The following is a 19,868-nucleotide window of genomic DNA, read 5'->3' as shown; positions in this document are numbered from 1 at the left end:
AATGAAAATAGAACAGATTTATACAGGATGTCTTGCACAGGGCGCTTACTATATTACCTCAGCGGGAGAAGCCGCAATTATTGATCCTTTAAGAGAAACACAGCCTTATATCAACAGACTGAAAGAAGATAGAGTAGAATTGAAATACATCTTTGAAACTCATTTTCATGCAGATTTTGTCAGCGGACATCTAGATTTAAGCCATAAAACCGGAGCTCCAATTGTTTATGGACCGACAGCCAATCCCCAGTTTGATGCTGTTATTGCAGAAGATGAACATATATTTGAACTAGGAGATATTAAAATTAAAGTTCTTCATACACCAGGACATACCCTTGAAAGTTCATGTTATGTGTTGATTGATGAAAATGGCATTGAAAAAGCTCTTTTTAGCGGTGACACCTTATTCCTTGGAGATGTAGGGCGTCCTGATCTGGCACAGAAAGGAGCAAATATGACTCAGGAAGAACTGGCAGGCCTTTTATATGATAGTTTGTATCATAAAATTCTGCCTTTACAAGATGATATTACGGTTTATCCAGCTCATGGAGCCGGTTCAGCCTGCGGTAAAAATATGCAGAAAGAAACAATAGATACATTGGGAAATCAAAAAAGAACCAATTATGCCTTGAATCAAAAGGATAAACAGAGTTTTATACAAGAAGTAACAGATGGGCTTTTACCTCCGCCAGCTTATTTCGGAATGAATGTGATGATGAATAAAAAAGGATATAGCAGTTTCGATGAGGTTCTTTCAAAAGGGTTGAATGCTCTTGCCTCTGAGCAGTTTGAAGAAATTGCTGAAGTTTCAGGAGCTTTGATTTTAGATGTAAGAAACAACCATGATTTTGCCATAGGTTTTATCCCACAGTCTGTCAATATAGGATTGAATGGTGATTTTGCTCCTTGGGTAGGGGCTTTAATTGCAGATGTCAACCAACCTATTCTTCTGGTAACCGAAAAAGGAACAGAAGAAGAGGCTGTAACCCGATTGAGTAGAGTAGGATTTGATCACATCTTAGGATTTTTGGATGGAGGTTTCGAAACCTGGAAAAAGAGCGGAAAAGAAATCGATGTTGTCAACCGTATTTCTGCTGAGCAGTTTGAATCCGAAATCAAAGAAAAAGAAGCAAAAATCATTGATATAAGAAAAGAAAGCGAATACAATGCAGAACATATTCATGAAGCTTACAGTAAACCTCTGGCATACATCAATGAATGGATTCATAAGATAGAACCAACAGAACATTTCTACATGCATTGTGGTAGCGGTTACAGAAGTACAATGGCAGCAAGCATCCTTCAGGCAAGAGGATACAGAAACTTTTCAGAAATTGAAGGTGGCTTTAAAGCCATTATTTCCACAAGTGTTCCTAAAAGTGATTTTGTGTGTCAGACTAAAATTTAAATAAATTAGATTAAAAAATAAAAAAGATGTTGGAGATTATAAAAGAACCCTGGCCGTGGTATGTTGCAGGCCCATTGATCGGACTTACCGTTCCTGCTTTATTGATTATGGGAAATAAATCCTTTGGAATAAGTTCTTCGCTGAGACATATCTGTGCAGCCTGTATTCCTGCCAATGTAAATTTTTTCAAATACAACTGGAAAAAAGAAGCCTGGAATCTATTTTTTGTACTGGGAATCTTCTTCGGAGGAATGATTACAGCCCATCTTCTGGTGAACTCCAATGAAATAACAGTGAATCCCTATCTGAAAACAGAACTGGCAGGCTATGGAATTACAGACTACAGCAATCTGGTTCCTTTACAGCTGATGAATTTTGAAAGCCTATTGACTCTCAAAGGATTTATCATTATGGTAATAGGTGGATTTTTGGTAGGGTTTGGAACAAGATACGCCGGAGGATGCACCAGCGGACATGCAATCATGGGGCTTTCCAATCTGCAGTGGCCTTCTTTGGTGGCAACAGTATGTTTTATGGTGGGTGGATTTTTAATGGCTAATCTTATTTTACCTATTATTCTTTCTCTATAAGTATAATTTAAAAAAGAGAATTACATCATGATCAAAGAAAAAGAACAGGATATATGTCATCAGGATACTACTTGTGTATACGAAAGTACCGCTACCCATCCATGGTATCTTAATCTGAAATACCTTGCCGCTGGAATTATTTTCGGGATTATTTTTGTGAAAGCAGAAGTGATCAGTTGGTTCAGAATACAGGAAATGTTCCGTCTGCAGTCTTTCCATATGTACGGAATCATTGGAAGTGCTGTTTTGGTAGGAATGATTTCAGTGTGGCTGATTAAAAAATTTAAAATAAAAACAATTGATGGGGAATCTATCACCCTGACACCTAAAAAGTTTAACAAAGGTCAGATCTATGGCGGATTGATATTTGGTTTTGGCTGGGCCATTACCGGAGCCTGCCCCGGACCTCTTTTTGCTCAGATTGGAACAGGAGCTTTAGCAGTATCCGTTACCTTGTTAAGTGCAATTGCTGGAACATGGGTATATGGATATTTCAGAGATAAGCTACCTCATTAATACCTTATAAAAAAAGACTGCAGAAAAAATCTGCAGTCTCTCCAAGTATAAAATTATGAATAAATGAAGTTCTCCGCACCTAAAGCCATATAAAGGTTTATGCGCTCTATTCTGTACTGAAGTTCCAGATTGATGAGGTTCATTTCATTTTTCAAAAGGTCTCTTTGTTTACGGATCAGTACAAAACTGTTGTTAGTACCTACCTTTATTTGTTTCTCAGTGAGTGTAATATTATTTTTCAGCTCATTGACCGCGTTAGTTGTATAAGTCATCTGTTTTTCAATAGAACGGAGATTGGCTAAAGAAGATTCCACTTCGTTCAATGCATTCAGAACAGCTTTAGAATATTCCTCAACAACCTGTTTCTGCTGGGAATTTTTTACTTCCACATTCTTTTTAAGCTTTCCACCATTGAATAGAGGAGAAACTAATCCTCCACCCACTTTTACCAAAGGATTAGAAAATAAAGAATTAATAGATTCCACATTACTTCCTGCACTCCCAAGTGATGAGCTTATATTTAGTGAAGGAAGTCTTGCTGCTTTAGCCTCCTGTACTTCATAAAAAGCCTTTTCAATCTGAAAATGACTGGCCTGTATGTCTGATCTGTTCTCCAGAAGTTCAAGAGGGAAAGACTCTGGAATATTACTTTTTACAGGGTTAAAAGAGTTTTGGGTCGTCAGTTTTCCCGCCGGATATTTTCCAGTGAGAAGTTCCAGAGATCTTCTGGACTGTGTATTGGCATTTTTAATCTTCTCAAGATAGCCTTGCAGGGAAATAATTTCTGCAGAGATATTGGAAATATCCAGAGCATTGGCTGTTCCTACTTTCTTTTGAATGATATAGAGCTTTTCAAGATCTTTAGACTTCTGAATATAGCCTTCAACCTTATCTTCCTGAATGTTTCCTGCAATATTCAGAAAATAAGCTTTGGCAATCATCCCTGCAATGGATTGATGCAGTAGTGTATTCTGATGTTTTGCAGAAAAATAGCTGCTGGTACTTGCCATCTGTGAAGATTTATTTTTACCCCAAAGATCAATTTCCCAATTGGCTTTTAGTGCAAGACGCTGAACCTGACTGCCGCTGACCAAATTATTGGAAGTATTGGCAACAGCACTTACAGTTGGATAAAGGTCGCTTCCTGCTATCTCCATCGCCAGCTCAATCTGGTTAAGCTTTTCTCTGGCAATAATCAGATCCGCATTATATGACATTCCTTCATTAATCAAGGCTTCCAGCTGTGAGGTTTTAAGATCATTGATCCAGTCATAGGAAATTGATTTTGAATTTGCCTTTCTGTCAAAAATCCAGTCATCAGGAATTTGTATATGAGAAGCAATTTCACTTTTTTCTTTCAGCTCATTTATATTTTCCTTCGTAGCTTCTTTATAACCGATGCATGAGCTTAAACTTACAGTGAGTACGCTCAATAAAACTAACTTTTTATACATGTTAATGAAGTTTAGGAATCAGGAAGTTGATTTTACTGTTGATACGCACCATTACTTTTCTGATAAGATGAAGAGGTTTAATATGATCAGAATAGATCACAGCCGTTCCTCTTGCTCCCACTGTAAGTTGTTTCTGGTTATCTTCTAGGACAAACTTGGCAATAAGTTTTCCATCAGTCTCTGGTAATTGTCTGGCTGTATCAGGTAGTCCCGCAGTAGAACCATTTCCACCCAGCATTCCTCCTGCATTATTCATGATTCCCTGGCTTGTAGCATCAATTACATATTCAAGTTTAGCCTTTACTACTTTTCCCGGTTCTGTTTTAAGAGCAAGCTCTACTTCATTTCCATTTTTTACTGATTCAAGCTCGTTCTGAGCAAAAAATCCAATGACCGACTGCTGTTTCTGAATCAGAACAAATGCAGATTTGAATGGGGCCATAATAGCTCCTTCATTCAGCTGAACATTAGGAATCACACCGTCTGTAGGTGCCAAAACAATAGTCTGGGAAAGATTCCATTTTGCCTGCTCCAGTTTAGCCTGAATCTCTGATACTGATGAATTTTCGCCACCATAAGAAGCATTGGACTTTGTTTCCAAAGACTGTTGTTGTGATTGTGCAGCACTGATTCTGGATTGTAGATCACGGACGTTGGTTATTGCCTGTTCAAGATCGAATTTGTTGGCTGCTCCTGCCTGTACAAGCTCCTGATATTGTGCTACTCTTTTGTTGGCAAGATCAAGCTGCGACTGTAATGCAGAAATATTTTTTCGGGAAGCCGAAATATCTGCATCATAGGAATGCACAGTGGCTTTCATGCTGCTAAGCTTAGCTTCCAGGGATTTAATTTCCTGTAAATAAGGCTCTCTGTCAAGCATAAATAAAGTATCTCCCTTTTTTACTTCCTGGTTGGTACTCACATATACTTTTTTCACCTTTCCCAAAACCTGTGTAGTAATATCCACACTTCTGTTTCCCACCTTTACATCAGAGGTAATAGGGCAATAATAATTTAAACTTAGTATCAAAGCGATAGATCCGAAGATAGGCAATGAATATACGATTACCTGTGTAGTGAATGTCCACGGGATCAGTTTTAATTTTTTAATAAGCAGCCAGCATATTCCGGCATATATTGCAACTAGTAATTCCAGCATTTTTTTTTAATTTTCGATGGGTTTGAATTCTTCTTCAGGTAAATCTTTGTTATCTGCTTCTTTTTCAGAAGGAGTCTGGTTTCCATAATCATAGTTGGCCCAGATTAAGGCAACTGGCCATAAAAGACCACCAAACACCAGAGAAAGAAGGCACATACTTTTGATAGCGTTCAGCTGGGGATGATTTTTCTTCTCAGCTACTTTTTCCGGGTAAATATGAACTTTCCAGAAGAGATAAATCCCTGCAATAGGCAATACAAGTAAGATTAGCCAGGATGCTCCATCGGCTATTTTGTCTTCAACATTGCCTGTAGAGGCCTGCACAAAATTGCATGCTAATAACAGGCATAGAATGGTGGTTATTCTTTGCATAAATTGGTATAAAATGGTAATAAAATGTTGACTTAAGAAAATACAGATGAAGACCAGGATGAAAACCCGGACAATCACATACTACTCTGTTAAGATGTAAAGACTATTCTATAAGATGTAATGCTTTGAAGATGATTATATTTTTTTTCATTTGGTTTTTTTTTATTGATGAGGAACTATTTTTTGACCGGACAAAATTATACTGAACGAAACAATTAAAAATATTCTTAAGTTATTTTTTTCTTTGATTCTTTTTTTTAACGTCACGGGCAGTAATACGGGAAAGAGAATTTGGGGTAATGCCCAGAAAATTAGCAATATACTTTCTGTTTGCATTTTGACAGACAAACGGATGACTGTTCAGGAAATCTTCATAGCGGGAAAGCGGCGAACTCCTGCAAAACTGCTCTGTGCGTGCAGATAGAATACTGATAATCTGTTTTAAAGATTTTAAATATAAGTTGTAAATTCCTTTATGCTGAAATGCAATCTGTTCAAATTTCTCTTTATTAAAAAGAAAAATTTGTGAATCAATGACAGCCTGTATGGTATACTTTTTTGCGCCTTCTGGGGAATAAGATTCAGGGCTTTCCATAAAGGCAACCTCTTTTTCTGATGGCAGAAAAGTATTGATTTCAACTCCGTTTTCATCGTCAAAGTAAAATCTCAGAAGACCGCTGGTCAGTATAAATAAATGGTTAAATGGCTGACCAGGCTCTAACAGTTTTTCTTTTTTTCGAAGAAGTTTGGGAGTACTGATGCTTGCAAGGACCTGGATTTCTTCATCTGATAATTCCTTAAAGCAATCCATTCTTCTAAACGTTTTAAACATAAATACTAATTAAAATAACCATTATAAAAATAATAAAAAATAGCAAAGAAAAAATAGTGAAAAAGCCATAAGACTTTCAACGAATTTTTTTAAGATATTTGCTTTGTATTAAATAATTCTTACTTACAATGAACAATAACCGAAGAAGTTTTATTAAAAAATTGGGAATTGCCACAGCAGCACTTACCATTAATCCTTTAGATGTGATGGCCCAAAATCTGCCTGAAAATAAAAAAATCATCAATAAACCTATCGTACTCTCCACCTGGAATTTCGGATTCAAAGCCAATGAAGAAGCATGGACAATCCTTGGAAAAGGTGGAAAAGCTTTGGATGCAGTAGAAAAAGGAGTACGTCTTGTAGAATTAGATCCAAAGGAAAGGAGTGTAGGATACGGAGGCCGTCCGGATAGAGATGGAAGAGTAACGCTGGATGCCTGCATTATGGATGAAAATTATAATATTGGTTCTGTAGCCTGTCTGGAACATATTAAAAATCCTATTTCTGTTGCCAGAGCGGTAATGGAAAAAACACCTCACGTTATGTTGGTAGGAGATGGAGCATTACAGTTTGCCCTTTCACAAGGTTTTAAAAAAGAGAACCTTCTCACTCCTGAATCAGAAAAAGAATGGAAAGAATGGTTAAAAACCAGTCAATATAAACCTATTGCCAACATTGAAAACCATGATACAATAGGAATGATCGCTTTAGACGCTCAAGGGAACCTTTCCGGTGCCTGTACAACCAGTGGAATGGCTTTTAAAATGCATGGAAGAGTAGGAGATTCACCAATTATCGGAGCAGGTTTATTTGTAGATAATGAAGTAGGAGCTGCTACCGCAACAGGTCATGGTGAAGAGGTGATCAGAACGGTAGGAACACATCTTGTGGTTGAGTTGATGAGACAGGGCAGAAATCCACAGGAAGCCTGTAAGGAAGCGGTAGAAAGAATCGTGAAAATTGCTCAGCGAAGAAACAAAAATCTGAAAGATATTCAGGTGGGCTTTATTGCCATCAATAAGCAGGGAGAGTATGGTTCTTACTGTATTCAGGATGGATTCAACTTTGCTGTTTATGATCAGAAAGGAAACCGCCTTGAAACACCGGAATTTGCTTTAAAATAATAGTATAATAGAAGCAATAAATAGCCCAGAGTTATAGATGAATTTTATCAGAGATAAAATCCTTTTTAAACAAATCAATGATACCTATTGGCCTTAGCCAAAACATAAAATATGACAAGAACAATTATCGCTTCCTTATTTCTGATTATCGCCTGCAAGGAAGAAAAGAAGGAGATTAAAACACAGCAGATACAAGAAAAAGTAGTTTTGCATAATGAGCCCAATGAAGCGGATGAAGCCCAAAAATGGCTGAAAACAAGCATTGTTAACTACTTTAAAGCTGATATTGGAAATGAAGAAAAGAATATGCAGAAGATGACAACAAAAGATTATTTTGATTATAAAACTGATGCAACAAATGTTGATCTGGATGTTGATGGAAGCCTTACTGATAAGGAATTTCAGGATAAATGGAAGTCTAAGTTTGATACCAATAAAGCTGGGGTCGGCATAGGATTTCTTATCTCCGCCCAGGATTGGAACAATATTGAAGTTGAAAGTTGCGATTTAAAGTCGTCTTCAAAGAATGAATATATTTTCAATGTAGTATTGAGAGATGATAGCTTTAAAGCTCAATATCCTTCTGTGATAAAAGTAATAAAAGAAAACGGTTCTTTTTTGATTGCAGATGTACTGCAGGATGAACCAAAATAAAAATTAATAGATAATATAATGTCAAAAATAGAAATAGCTTGTTTTAATCCTGAATCAGCAATCATTGCTTTTGAAAATGGGGCAGACAGAATAGAATTATGTGATGGACTCAGTGAAGGCGGAACCACTCCGGATTTCGAAACCATGAAGAAGCTTCGTGAAAAAATTACGATCCCGATTTTTGTGATGATCCGTCCAAGAGGTGGAGAATTCACTTATTCAGATTCGGAATTTGAGCAGATGAAAAATGATTTGGTGCAATTAAAATCTTTACATGCAGATGGTTTTGTATTCGGTATTCTGGATGAAAATGATGAGATTAATATGGAACAGAATAAAGCTTTAGTCGAATTGGCAAAACCGCTTCCATGCACTTTTCACCGTGCTTTTGATCGTGCTGCAAGTCTGGAATATTCTCTGGAAAAAGTAATCGAATGTGGTTTTACAACCATCCTTACTTCCGGCCAGAAACCGAATGTATCTGAAGGAAAAGAAAATCTTAAGAAACTGGTTGAACTTTCCGATGGAAGAATAGAAATCCTTGTTGGAGGTGGACTTCGCTCATCCAATATCGAAGGGATAAGAGCTGTTACCCATGCTGGATACTTCCATTCTTCAGCCATTACTGATGGTGGGGCTTTTGCCAATGCGGATGAAGTGGTTGCGTTGAAGAGTAAATAAAACGAATAATATACGCTCAGTTTGTTATTCAAAGCACAGCGGGAATCTAACCCAATAAAATGAAGATTCCTTCGTGCTTCGGAATGACAGAACTACTGATATTACCATACAAAACAAAATTATTGATGAATAGAACGATCCTTTTTGCTTTCCTTTTTACACAGAATATCATTTCAGCACAGTTTTCCCAAAGAAATTTATCTTCTGAAAACTGGCAGTTCAAAAACTCAAAAGATCACAACTGGCTTGCTGCGAAAGTGCCGGGAACCGTTCATCTTGATTTAATGAATAGCAAGGTGATTTCCGATCCTTATCAGGATGAAAATGAAAATAAAGTACAATGGATTGAAAATGAAGACTGGGATTATCAGACCGCATTTACTGTTTCCACCCAGGAATTAAAAAATGATAATATCAATCTTGTTTTTCACGGGTTGGATACATTCTCAGAAATTTATCTTAACGGAAAACTGTTAAAGAAAACCGACAATATGTTCCGTATATGGACTATTCCTGTGAAACAATATCTGAAAGCAGGCAGGAATACAGTTCAGATTAAGTTTAAATCTGCAGTAAATACCGGAAAGGAATTAGCGAAGAAAGTTCCATTTACCATGCCGGAATCACCAAGAAGTTTTGTGAGAAAAGCACAATATCAGTTTGGCTGGGATTGGGGACCAAGGCTTGTCACTGCAGGAATATGGAAAGATGTTCAATTGGAATTCTGGAATAATGCCAAAATTATTACGGTTAAAGACATTCAGAACAAAACTTCTAAAGCTATTAATGATTTACGTTTTGATGTAGAAATTTATGCTGAAAATGCTGGTGATTACATATTGGATCTTAATAAAATCCACCAAAAAATATCTTTAAAAAAAGGAATCAATACGATTTCGGTTCCTTATGAAACGAAAGGAATGAAGCTTTGGCAGCCTAACGGCCGTGGGGAAGCTAACCTCTATGATTTCGAAGTAAAACTTTCTAAGGATCAGAAAAATATTGATGGTAAAAATATCAGGATAGGCCTAAGAACGGTAGAATTGGTACAGGAAAAAGATGAAAAAGGAAAGTCATTCTACTTTAAAGTGAATGGACAGCCATTGTATATTAAAGGAACCAACTGGATTCCCGGAGATAGTTTTTCACCAAGAATGACCAGAGAAAAATATCAGAAACTGATCAAAGATACCAAAGCTGCCAATATGAATATGATCCGTATCTGGGGCGGAGGAATTTATGAAGATGATGAGTTTTACAAAGCTTGCGATGAAAACGGAATCCTGGTCTGGCAGGACTTTATGTTTGCGGGTAGCTTTTATCCGGCAGATGAAGCATTTCTGAACAATGTAAAAGAAGAAGTAAAAGATCAGGTGAACAGACTTCAGAATCATCCTTCTATTGCATTGTGGTGCGGAAATAATGAAATTGACGAAGCGATTGTTAACTGGGGCTATCAGAAACAGTTCAAATATTCAAAAAATGATTCACTTCAGGTATGGAAAGATTATAAAAAGCTATTTCATGAGGTAATTCCCAATGCATTGGCAGAAAACCTGAAGTCTGATAAAAATATATACTGGCCAAGCTCTCCGTCTATCGGTTGGGGACACAAAGAAAGTCTTACCGAAGGAGATTCCCATTACTGGGGTGTTTGGTGGGGTGAGCAGCCTTTTGAAATTTACAATGAAAAAGTGGGACGTTTCATGTCTGAATATGGCTTTCAGGGTACACCTAGCCTTGAAACGACAAAATCAATGTTTTCCGGAACTCCGGATTTAAGCCTTCAGAATTCAACCATCAAAGCTCATGAAAAACATGCCCGCGGCTGGGATATCATTAATGAATACCTGAAGCGTGATTATAATATTCCAACAGATTTTATACAATACAATTACGTTTCACAACTGTTACAGGCAAGAGGAATGCAGATTGCTATTGAAGCCCACCGTCGTGCAAAACCTTATAATATGGGAACCTTGTATTGGCAGCTCAATGATTGTTGGCCGGTAGTTTCATGGTCTTCTATTGATTATCTCGGAAACTGGAAAGCCTTCCATTATCAGGCGAAAAGAAGTTTTGAACCCGTGTTGATATCAATTGCTGAAACTGATAAAAGTTATAATATTTATCTGATAAGTGATCTTGTGAAAGAATTTAATTCAGATATTAAGTTTGAACTCATTGATTTTAAAGGGAAAACACTCTGGAAAAGCAATCAGTCAGAGGTTATCAATGCTGATGTGAGTAAGAAAATACGCAGTATCAGTAAATCAGAAATGGGTCAGTTTGATTTGTCTAAAGCTGTTTTAAAAATCAGTTCTGAAAAAGACACAAAATTTGAAAAACTGTTCTTTTTTAATAAGCCTAAAGATTTAAAACTTTCAACCCCTGAGATTACAATCAGAAAAGTTTCATCTACTGAAATTGAAATATCAACTGATATTTTAGCCAAAGATGTCTATCTGATTGGAGATACTCATTTCAGTGATAATTTCTTTGATCTCTTGCCGGGAGCTTCAAAAAGAATTACGCTTTCAAAACCTTTGGAAAAAATTGAAGTCATGAGTCTTTGGGATGTGATGAAGGATTAATATTTATTTTGAAAAATTATTTCAAGCAGTTAAACCCGTGTCAAGGTTCAAAGCCTTGACACGGGTTATAAATTTCCGGCAGGTAGATCTCTAAATCTTATAGGTTTCAAAAACCTATAAGGTTAAAGCAGAAAAGATTCATTAGAAATTCTACCGAAAAAAATATAAATTTTACCCTTCCAACTCAAAAATCAGCCGTAAATTTGCATTATATTTCTTTATAGTTATGGTAAATTTTGTTCTGATTGCAGTGTGTATCATTGCAGGAATGATATTCAAAGCAACAAAATCTATCCACCCCGATGCCCATAAGGGTATCAATACCTGGATTCTTTATCTTGCTCTTCCGGCAGTTTCGTTTAAATATCTGCCTAAAGTAAAATGGACAACAGAGATGCTGTTCCCTATTGCAGCCACATTTTTAGTTTCTGTGTTCTGCTTTTTCTTTATGATGTTTTACAGTAAGAGCAGGGGATATTCAAGGCGGTCCAGAAGTACTTTGGAATTAGCAAGCGGATACAGTAATACTTCATTCATCGGATTTCCCTTAATCAGTGCTTTTTATGGCGAAGGGCTTTTGAGTATTGCCATTATCTGTGACCAGACCATGTTTTTTGCGCTTTCTACCCTCGGAATTATTGCGGCAGTAAAAGGAGGAAGTAAATCAGGAAAAGTAAGTGCCATATTCATTTTAAAAAGATTGGTGACATTTCCTCCGTTAATAGGATGTATTTCCGCTTTGGTATTGTCGCGGTTCATCGACTTTACCGTTGCAGAACCTTTCTTTGATAAACTGGCCGCTACGGTAAGTCCGTTAGCTTTATTTTCAGTCGGATTACAGCTGAAATTCAACGGATGGAAAAAACTGATTCCTCAAATGTCTATGTCGATGCTTTATAAATTGATTCTGGCACCAGCAATTGTTCTGGGTATGGCTTTATTATTCGGAATAAAAGGAGATGTTGCTAAAATTACAGTATTTGAAGCAGCCATGCCAACATTGGTTACTTCAAGTATCATTGCAGAACAATTCAGACTGAATACAAAACTGACCAACCTGATCATCGGAGTCAGTATTATTGTAGGATTTTTTACCTCTGCATTCTGGTATCAGATTACGGAACTTCTTTTTTAGTCATTCATGAATCCTTTCTTCGATCCTTTCTGAATTTGTGTTGTTCTTTTATCCACACGCTTTGTCATTCCGCAGGAATCCAGCCTGTCATATCATTGTTTTTGATTAATGTAATTCTAGACGTTAAAAAATATCTGAATGGTGAATGGACAAAAGAGAGATAAAGTAGGGAATGTCATGTTAGTTTCCACTTCTATTAAAGATCCTGAAAGAATTTCTGTAAAGTTGCAGTTCTCTCAGGAAAAATCTAATTTTACACTTTAAATATTTCCCTTGCAATACGCTCAAATTGTTTTACCCCTGAACCTGAAAGGATCTTTTACTTATAAAGTTCCTGAGGAAATGATGTCTGAAATCCAACCAGGAATGCGGGTTCTCGTGCCGTTTGGCGGGAAAAAGATTTATACGGGAATTGTGTTTGAGCTTCATGATAATGCACCGGAAAACTTTGTAGCCAAGGAAGTCATCAGCATGCTGGATGATCAGCCGATTCTTCCTCAGGAGCAGATTGATTTCTGGAACTGGCTTTCAGAATACTATTTATGTAGTCTCGGAGAAATTTACAGGTTTTCGTTTCCTTCTTCTTTAAAACTGGAAAGTGAAACCTATTTAAAATTAAAGCCAGGAGCCATCATAGATTTTGAAAACCTGGATGTTAATGAAATGTATCTGGTTCAGGCCTTGGAAGTACGACAACTGATCAATCTGACGGATATTGAAGCTTTTATTCCTAAAAAAGATATTATTAAAACCATCAATTCACTTATTGATCTTCAGTATATTGAAATCGATGAGAAAATTGCTGAAAAATATAAAGCTAAAGAAGTAGCGTATGTAAGAATTAATGATGAGGTTTTGGCCAATCAGAATCTTACAGACATTCTTTTAAAATTAAACAGAGCACAAAAACAGAAAGATCTTTTTCTTCTTATTCTGGAAAAGCAGACAGAAAATCCGGATGTTCCTATTAAAAAATCGGAACTGTTTGAAGACGGTTATTTCGGAAGCTCTCACTTCAAACCTTTGGCAGATAAAGGGCTTGTAGAGGAATACTACATGCAGAAAGACAGAATAGAAAGCTATGAAGGAGAAATTGAGGAACTTGAAGAACTTTCCGAACAGCAAAAAATAGCAAAATCTGAAATTGATGAGGCTTTTGAAGAAGGAAAGAATGTTCTGCTTCATGGCGTTACTTCATCGGGAAAAACTCATATTTATTTAGAGAAAATTGATGAATGCATCCGTGACGGAAAAAATGTTCTCTTTTTGCTTCCGGAAATTTCTCTTACCAAACAGATTACTCAAAGGTTAGAAAAAAAATATGGCAGACAGCTAGGCTTTTATCATCAGAAACTGACCGATTTTGAAAGGGTAGAAGTATGGAGAAGAATCAGGCAGAACGATATCCGTATTCTGATCGGAACGCGTAATGCATTGTTTTTACCTTATCAGAATCTGGGACTTATTGTGGTAGATGAAGAACACGATTCTGCGTACAGACCAAGAGAGGTTTCTCCTTATTTCAATGCTAAAGATGCCTCTTTGGTATTGGGTGGATTTTACCAGGCAGGAGTGATTTTAGGATCAGCAACGCCTTCTGTGGAGAGCTATTACAGAGCCCGAAAAGATAAAATGAAATACATTTTCCTGAATGAAAGATTCGGGAGTGTTAGTCTGCCGGAATATGAACTGATCAACTTTAAAGAAGCTCTGGAATCTAAAAAGGTCTCAGGAAATTTCTCTTTGAAACTTATTGAGGAAATTAAGAAAACGGTGGATGAAAAAAATCAGGCAATCGTTCTCCATAACCGTCGTGGCTATTCCAATGTCATAGAATGTGAAAGCTGTGGGTATGTGAACTACTGTTCCAATTGTGATGTGGTAATGACCTATCATAAAGCCGCCAATGAAATGAAATGCCACTACTGCGGACAAAGAGCTTCAAAACCTAGAACCTGTCCGAAATGTAATTCTGAAAAGCTGAACGAAAGAGGAGTAGGGGTAGAGCAGATTCATGAAGAGGTTACCAAGCTGTTCCCGGAAAATGAAGTAGATAGAATGGATGTAGATTCCATGCGTAAAAAATTCGCCTACGAAAAATTGTACGAGAAAATTGAAGATGGAGAAACTGACATTATTGTTGGAACACAGATGATTTCCAAAGGACTGGATTTTGATCATATCGAACTGGTGACGATTCCTAAAGCAGATTCCTTATTATATGTACAGGATTTCAGAGCGGAAGAAAGAGCGTATCAACTGATCACACAGGTTTCAGGAAGGGCCGGGAGAGTTTCCGGGAAAGGGAGAATCCTTATTCAGACCTTTAACCCTGATCATTCTGTATTTCAGCTGATCAAGATGAATAATCCTGCGAAGATCTATAAATATATCCTTACAGAGCGTCAGAAATTCCATTATCCGCCTTTCACTAAGCTGATCATGATTGAAATGAAACACAGAAAAGAAGATAAAGTAGACCGTGCTTCTCAGTTTCTGGGTTCTATCCTTAGAAAATATCTTCCGGAAGACTGTGTTTTAGGCCCTGAAAGAGCTCAGATTGCAAGGCTTAATAATCTCTATCAGTTCCAGATTATGCTGAAGCTTCCCCGTGGGAAAAACTATGAGAAATTCAAAAACATGGTTTTGATAAGTTTGAAAGAATTTGATGAAATCACTGCGTATCAAAGCATTAAAAAAGATGTTTTTGTTGATTTTTAACAATTTTTAACAAACTTTACACTCTTTTATAACGGGTCGGTGGTCCGTTATATGACAATAATTTCTACTTTTGGACGTTGATTAAGTGTTTGGCTCTTTTATTGGATGATTTAACCTGTCATTTTTTATAGAGTCAAAACTATAGAACAAAAAGAAGATAGATGGTAAATTTCAGAAAATATATTTCAAGTGCGGCGGTGTTGGCTTCTGGTCTTTTCCTGGCTCAATCTACCGTTTCTACCGTTCTTTATTCTCAGAATTATGACAATCAGAAAAGCAGTTTAAACCTGCCGTCACCCGTTAGTACGATGGTGGAGAAAACTGTTTTGTCAGCAAAAGAACTGGTAGACATTAATGTAAACACAATGATGGCGGATCCTGTGCTGAAAAATGCAACCTGGGGATTCGTAGTGTATGATCCGAAAACGAAGAAAGTAATTTCTTCGTATAACGAAAATACTCCTTTAGTACCTGCTTCTACTACCAAACTGCTTACAACGGAAACGGCATTAAATATGCTGGGTGAAAACTACCGTTGGATGACTCAGCTGGAGTACTCAGGAACGATAGATGAAAATGGAGTGTTGAATGGAAATCTTTATGTAATAGGAAGCGGTGATCCTTCTTTGGGAACCAACAAAGCTGGTGCAGCATCGTATAGAGATATTATTTCAGATTTCGTAGGCGGTATTTCAAGAGAGGGAATCAAAAAGGTAAATGGTGATATTATCATTCAGACAGCGCTTTTCAAAGGCAATATTTCAGTGCTTCCGGAAAATGTTGTATGGTTGGAAAACAATAATTATTATCTGCCTGCAGGAAGTACCCGCGATATCAACCCGGCCAACGAAAAACTGATCGTTAAAAAAGGTGGTTTCTCTACAGAAAAGAAGTTCTTCTACGTTTCTCCTTACAATCATCAGATGGTATATGCTGATAAATACGAAGGAAACGGAGCTTTAACAACCAAACTTCCTGATGCTCCGGCTTATCTTGCCAACTCTTTCAGAACAACACTGGTAAAAAGCGGAATTCCTGTTACCGGAAAAGTAACTCCGAAAATGACAGATGCAGCACCGGAAAACAGAAAAATGCTTTCAGCGTATAAGTCCCCAACTTTAAATGATATTATTTATTATACCAATCAGCACAGTGACAATTCATTGGCAGAAGCTTTGCTGAGAACGGTAGGATATCAGAAAATGGGTGATCAGACTTCAGAATCCGGAAGAATGGTGGTGACGAATCACCTGAAGGATGCCGGTTTTGATATGATTGGTCTTAACTATATCGATGGAAGCGGACTTTCAAGAAGTAATAATGTAACTCCCATTTCTCAGGTGAAGTTTCTTACTTCTCTGATGGATCAGAAATATTACAGATCTTATCTGACTTCTTTACCGATCGGAGGACAATCCGGAACTTTAAAAAGAATGTTCAATATTGGAGGAAACGGACAGGTTTTTGCTAAAACAGGAACTTTGAATAAAGTAAAAACATTAGCCGGTTATCTGAAAACAAATTCAGGAAAAACATTGGTTTTCTCTTTAATGGTGAATAACTATTCCGGATCGGTAGACATGGTGAAGAAAAGAATGGAGAAAATTCTTGAACCTGCATTAGATCTTTAAAAATTTTTTATTTTATATATTATAACAGCCTTTTAATCATTGATTAAAAGGTTTTTTTTATATTTGATTAAATTTTTCTAAACATGACAAAATTGTACCTTTTGGTGTTGGGATTTCTATTTTCCCAACAGTTCTATAGCCAGAAGCAAGAACAAAACATTGATATGAAGGGACTCATCGAAAAAGAGAAAAAATCCTTCACTCAAAAAATGAACATCGGGAATACGAATCCCAATACGCTGAATTACGACTTGCAGTATCAGAGAATGGATGTGAACCTGGATCCTGCGGTATATAACATCGCCGGATCAGTGACTTCTCACTTTAGGCCTAACCAAAATATGGGAAGTATTTATTTTGATCTTTCCAATTCTTTAACGGTTTCTCAGGTGAAATATCATGGAACCAACATTACAAGCTTTCAGCAGCTTCCTTCAAAAGAACTGAAAATTGATTTTCCGGCTTCCATTCCTGCCAATACACTAGACTCTCTTACTATTTATTATGCAGGTGCGCCATCTACAAGTAATGATGCATTCAAAACTGCTCTTCAGAGCGGAACTCCGGTACTTTCTACTTTGAATGAACCTTACGGAGCACAAGATTGGTTTCCCACAAAGCAGAGTTTGAATGATAAAATTGAAAGATTTGATTTTAAAATTACAACGCCATCCAATTATAGTGTAGCCGCTAATGGAAAACTGATGTCTGAAACTTTTCCTACAGGAAGTACCAAACTTACTTTCTGGAGAACAATGTATCCTACACCAGCTTATCTGATCGCACTGTCGATTACAAATTTTGTTAAACTTACTGATACCATTGGAAATCCTCCGTTTCCTTTTGTGAACTATATCTATCCGTCCACAAATTCAAATCCAACGAGCATTGCGAATATTAACTGGACAAAGCAGGTAATGGATACTTTTGAAACCTATTTTGGAACTTATCCTTTTCGTAATGAAAAATACGGACATATGGAATTCATGTATGGTGGAGGAATGGAGCATCAGACGATGTCTTCCATGGGTGGATGGAGCAAGCAGTTGATTGCTCATGAGCTTACTCACCAGTGGTTTGGAGATAAAGTAACCTGTAGCGCATGGAATGATATCTGGCTGAACGAAGGTTTTGCAACTTTTGGAGAGCACCTTGCCAATGAAAAACTATTGATGAACAATACTGAATTTTTGAATTACTTACAAGGTCAGTCCAGCTACATTACCGCAAGTACAACAGGAACTGTGTATGTCCCGGATTCCGGACTTTCCAGCATCAACAGAATATTTGACAGCAGATTGTCTTACGCTAAAGGAGGATATGTATTGAGAATGCTGAAGTGGATTTTAGGTGACGCTGCATTTTATCAGGCACTTAAAGACTATCATGCAAGACCGAACCTTGCCTACAGCTATGCTCGTACTGCTGATTTTAATGCTTCTTTGCTTCAGTCTACGGGAACAGACTTTACAGAATTTTTCAATGACTGGGTTTATGGTGAAGGATATCCTACTTACACCATCAAGTGGATGCAGGGCGGAAATCAGGCTTTATTTAAAGTTACCCAGACGCAAAGCAGCGCTAACGTTAGCTTTTTTGAAATGCCTTTACCTATTAAAGTGACAGGGACTTCCGGGCAGACTGCTTATTTTGTCCTTAATAATACATCCAATAATCAAAGCTTTTTACAATCAGTAACATTCCCGATTGCAAGTGTTCAGTTTAATTATGACTACCAGATTATTGAGAAAAATTCTACGGTGATTCAGGATAATACGTTAAGTGTTTCTTCTGTTGAGAAAGAAGGTTTTGGTTTGTATCCGAACCCTGCCAAAAATGAAATTAATCTGAAAGGTATTAACAAAGCTGTAGATTTTACGATTCATGCAATAGACGGAAAACTGGTTGGAAAAGGAACGTATCAGCCAGGGAAAGCGATTGGAATAGCAGAATTGGTTCCCGGAGCTTATTTCATTACGATTGATGAAAAGAATATTAAATTTATCAAACATTAAAAATGACAAACAGTAAAGTATGAATGAGTACTTTTACCAAAATCAATCATCATATAACAAAGAAGCTTTCAGATTTGAAAGCTTCTTTGTTTTCTTGCTGCTCTGGCTCCTCTTTTTCTTGCCGTTTTCACTTTATACTCAAACCATTTTTCTTTGAATACCTTTCGCATGAGATTATCAAAATGTCTGGTAATGACCAGGTTTTTAAATCCACGCCATTTTTCAAGAGGACTTGAGGGAAGTGCCCTTACCGATATGGAATAACCTTCCGTGTCATATTGAATATAATGCCACCAGCCGGAAGGAATATAGAGGGTTTCTCCGGGGTAGATAATGGCTTCATAACCATTTAAGTAAAGTAGAGCCGGATATTTTCTATAATCGGGATTTTTAATTTGAGCCAGGCTGTGGAAATTATAGGGCAGTTTATACATAAAATCAGACTGTTCCCACGGGAAGAGCCAAATCCTTTTGATTCCCTGGAACTGTGTAATGAAGACGTGCGACATGTCGATATCAATATGGTTTCTGGTGACAGAACCTTTACCACCAAAAAACATAAAGGGCAGCCATTTCAGTATTTTACCATTTGTAACATCATTGTAGATAATGTCGTTTTTAAGCTCAGGTTTTATTTTTAATAAATTAAATAAGAAGAGCCTGTGTTCTGTTGGGGTGGATTGAATCAGATCAAGATATTCTGCAAATGTAGATTGTGCAATAGGATCACTGGCCACTCTGTCCAGAGAATCAAGCTCGCTGCCGTAGATATTTACCCTATGATCTCCTGCGATTTCTTTGAAATACTCATAATTCCACTTTTTGAAAGCGGGACTTTCCGGATGCACAAAGTCTTCAATAATAATCGGAACTCTCGGCTTCATGTGGTTGTTGATAAAGGTTTCTGAACTGATTGTCTTTATTTTTTGTACCGGCTTTAATCTCATGCATTAAAAATTTAAACAAATATAAATATTATCCT

Annotated in this window: 17 protein-coding genes; 12 read left to right on the top strand and 5 right to left on the bottom strand. The window is 37.0% G+C overall.

What is annotated here, in order from left to right:
- The first annotated feature begins 1 nt into the window (after position 1).
- The 3 genes from REB14_RS22210 to REB14_RS22200 are packed head-to-tail and all read left to right on the top strand — an operon-like array spanning position 2 to position 2,514.
- The gene (locus REB14_RS22210) at positions 2-1,408 is read left to right on the top strand and encodes an MBL fold metallo-hydrolase (protein ID WP_309523321.1); all 1,407 of its coding nucleotides are present in this window, start codon (positions 2-4) and stop codon (positions 1,406-1,408) included.
- 26 nt (positions 1,409-1,434) lie between these two features.
- On the top strand, positions 1,435-1,998 hold the full coding sequence (locus REB14_RS22205) for a YeeE/YedE family protein (protein ID WP_309523320.1): 564 nt from the start codon (positions 1,435-1,437) through the stop codon (positions 1,996-1,998).
- Positions 1,999-2,025: 27 nt separating this feature from the next.
- Positions 2,026-2,514 carry a DUF6691 family protein gene (locus REB14_RS22200; protein WP_079241059.1) on the top strand — a complete coding sequence of 163 codons (489 nt, stop codon included), beginning with the start codon at positions 2,026-2,028 and terminating at the stop codon, positions 2,512-2,514.
- A 53-nt stretch (positions 2,515-2,567) separates the two neighbouring features.
- Here the strand turns inward: REB14_RS22200 and REB14_RS22195 are convergent, their stop codons facing one another.
- The 4 genes from REB14_RS22195 to REB14_RS22180 all read right to left on the bottom strand — a co-directional run bounded on the left by REB14_RS22195 (position 2,568) and on the right by REB14_RS22180 (position 6,331).
- On the bottom strand, positions 2,568-3,968 hold the full coding sequence (locus REB14_RS22195) for a TolC family protein (RefSeq protein WP_079241060.1): 1,401 nt from the start codon (positions 3,966-3,968) through the stop codon (positions 2,568-2,570).
- 1 nt (position 3,969) lies between these two features.
- A complete protein-coding gene (locus REB14_RS22190; protein ID WP_079241061.1) occupies positions 3,970-5,127 on the bottom strand; it encodes an HlyD family secretion protein in 1,158 nt (385 codons plus the stop codon).
- A gap of 6 nt (positions 5,128-5,133) precedes the next feature.
- Positions 5,134-5,499 (bottom strand): DUF3302 domain-containing protein, encoded by a 366-nt coding sequence (locus tag REB14_RS22185; protein ID WP_079241062.1) that lies wholly within the window; start codon positions 5,497-5,499, stop codon positions 5,134-5,136.
- Positions 5,500-5,731: 232 nt separating this feature from the next.
- A complete protein-coding gene (locus REB14_RS22180) occupies positions 5,732-6,331 on the bottom strand; it encodes a Crp/Fnr family transcriptional regulator (RefSeq protein WP_079241063.1) in 600 nt (199 codons plus the stop codon).
- A gap of 128 nt (positions 6,332-6,459) precedes the next feature.
- Between REB14_RS22180 and REB14_RS22175 the strand changes: the two genes are divergently transcribed.
- The 9 genes from REB14_RS22175 to REB14_RS22135 all read left to right on the top strand — a co-directional run bounded on the left by REB14_RS22175 (position 6,460) and on the right by REB14_RS22135 (position 18,886).
- Complete coding sequence (locus REB14_RS22175; protein WP_079241064.1) at positions 6,460-7,455, top strand: isoaspartyl peptidase/L-asparaginase family protein; 996 nt, start codon at positions 6,460-6,462, stop codon at positions 7,453-7,455.
- Between the two features lie 111 nt (positions 7,456-7,566).
- Positions 7,567-8,109, top strand: a complete 543-nt coding sequence (locus tag REB14_RS22170; RefSeq protein WP_309523319.1) for a hypothetical protein — start codon at positions 7,567-7,569, stop codon at positions 8,107-8,109.
- Between the two features lie 18 nt (positions 8,110-8,127).
- A complete protein-coding gene (locus tag REB14_RS22165; protein ID WP_079241066.1) occupies positions 8,128-8,790 on the top strand; it encodes a copper homeostasis protein CutC in 663 nt (220 codons plus the stop codon).
- A 125-nt stretch (positions 8,791-8,915) separates the two neighbouring features.
- Positions 8,916-11,384: a beta-mannosidase gene (locus REB14_RS22160; RefSeq protein WP_309523318.1), complete on the top strand. Its 2,469-nt coding sequence runs from the start codon at positions 8,916-8,918 to the stop codon at positions 11,382-11,384.
- 226 nt (positions 11,385-11,610) lie between these two features.
- Positions 11,611-12,519: an AEC family transporter gene (locus REB14_RS22155; protein ID WP_309523317.1), complete on the top strand. Its 909-nt coding sequence runs from the start codon at positions 11,611-11,613 to the stop codon at positions 12,517-12,519.
- A 138-nt stretch (positions 12,520-12,657) separates the two neighbouring features.
- Complete coding sequence (locus REB14_RS22150; RefSeq protein WP_309523316.1) at positions 12,658-12,783, top strand: hypothetical protein; 126 nt, start codon at positions 12,658-12,660, stop codon at positions 12,781-12,783.
- 9 nt (positions 12,784-12,792) lie between these two features.
- Positions 12,793-15,240, top strand: a complete 2,448-nt coding sequence (priA, locus tag REB14_RS22145) for a replication restart helicase PriA (RefSeq protein WP_309523315.1) — start codon at positions 12,793-12,795, stop codon at positions 15,238-15,240.
- A gap of 161 nt (positions 15,241-15,401) precedes the next feature.
- Positions 15,402-16,871 carry a D-alanyl-D-alanine carboxypeptidase/D-alanyl-D-alanine endopeptidase gene (gene dacB, locus REB14_RS22140; protein ID WP_309523314.1) on the top strand — a complete coding sequence of 490 codons (1,470 nt, stop codon included), beginning with the start codon at positions 15,402-15,404 and terminating at the stop codon, positions 16,869-16,871.
- 83 nt (positions 16,872-16,954) lie between these two features.
- Complete coding sequence (locus REB14_RS22135; RefSeq protein ID WP_309523313.1) at positions 16,955-18,886, top strand: M1 family metallopeptidase; 1,932 nt, start codon at positions 16,955-16,957, stop codon at positions 18,884-18,886.
- Between the two features lie 68 nt (positions 18,887-18,954).
- On the opposite strand, the gene REB14_RS22130 is transcribed toward REB14_RS22135, so the two are convergent.
- A complete protein-coding gene (locus REB14_RS22130; RefSeq protein ID WP_309523312.1) occupies positions 18,955-19,833 on the bottom strand; it encodes a cupin-like domain-containing protein in 879 nt (292 codons plus the stop codon).
- Positions 19,834-19,868: the final 35 nt, after the last annotated feature.

This window comes from Chryseobacterium metallicongregator (assembly GCF_031324065.1).
GTDB classification, from domain to species: Bacteria; Bacteroidota; Bacteroidia; order Flavobacteriales; family Weeksellaceae; genus Chryseobacterium; species Chryseobacterium metallicongregator.
This window is presented reverse-complemented; position numbering and strand designations above follow the sequence as displayed.

Coding starts and splice junctions, on each gene's coding strand:
- REB14_RS22210 (WP_309523321.1), top strand. CDS start 2: ATGAAAATAGAACAGATTTATACAGGATGTCTTGCACAGGGCGCTTAC.
- REB14_RS22205 (WP_309523320.1), top strand. CDS start 1,435: ATGTTGGAGATTATAAAAGAACCCTGGCCGTGGTATGTTGCAGGCCCA.
- REB14_RS22200 (WP_079241059.1), top strand. CDS start 2,026: ATGATCAAAGAAAAAGAACAGGATATATGTCATCAGGATACTACTTGT.
- REB14_RS22195 (WP_079241060.1), bottom strand. CDS start 3,968: ATGTATAAAAAGTTAGTTTTATTGAGCGTACTCACTGTAAGTTTAAGC.
- REB14_RS22190 (WP_079241061.1), bottom strand. CDS start 5,127: ATGCTGGAATTACTAGTTGCAATATATGCCGGAATATGCTGGCTGCTT.
- REB14_RS22185 (WP_079241062.1), bottom strand. CDS start 5,499: ATGCAAAGAATAACCACCATTCTATGCCTGTTATTAGCATGCAATTTT.
- REB14_RS22180 (WP_079241063.1), bottom strand. CDS start 6,331: ATGTTTAAAACGTTTAGAAGAATGGATTGCTTTAAGGAATTATCAGAT.
- REB14_RS22175 (WP_079241064.1), top strand. CDS start 6,460: ATGAACAATAACCGAAGAAGTTTTATTAAAAAATTGGGAATTGCCACA.
- REB14_RS22170 (WP_309523319.1), top strand. CDS start 7,567: ATGACAAGAACAATTATCGCTTCCTTATTTCTGATTATCGCCTGCAAG.
- REB14_RS22165 (WP_079241066.1), top strand. CDS start 8,128: ATGTCAAAAATAGAAATAGCTTGTTTTAATCCTGAATCAGCAATCATT.
- REB14_RS22160 (WP_309523318.1), top strand. CDS start 8,916: ATGAATAGAACGATCCTTTTTGCTTTCCTTTTTACACAGAATATCATT.
- REB14_RS22155 (WP_309523317.1), top strand. CDS start 11,611: ATGGTAAATTTTGTTCTGATTGCAGTGTGTATCATTGCAGGAATGATA.
- REB14_RS22150 (WP_309523316.1), top strand. CDS start 12,658: ATGGTGAATGGACAAAAGAGAGATAAAGTAGGGAATGTCATGTTAGTT.
- dacB (WP_309523314.1), top strand. CDS start 15,402: ATGGTAAATTTCAGAAAATATATTTCAAGTGCGGCGGTGTTGGCTTCT.
- REB14_RS22135 (WP_309523313.1), top strand. CDS start 16,955: ATGACAAAATTGTACCTTTTGGTGTTGGGATTTCTATTTTCCCAACAG.
- REB14_RS22130 (WP_309523312.1), bottom strand. CDS start 19,833: ATGAGATTAAAGCCGGTACAAAAAATAAAGACAATCAGTTCAGAAACC.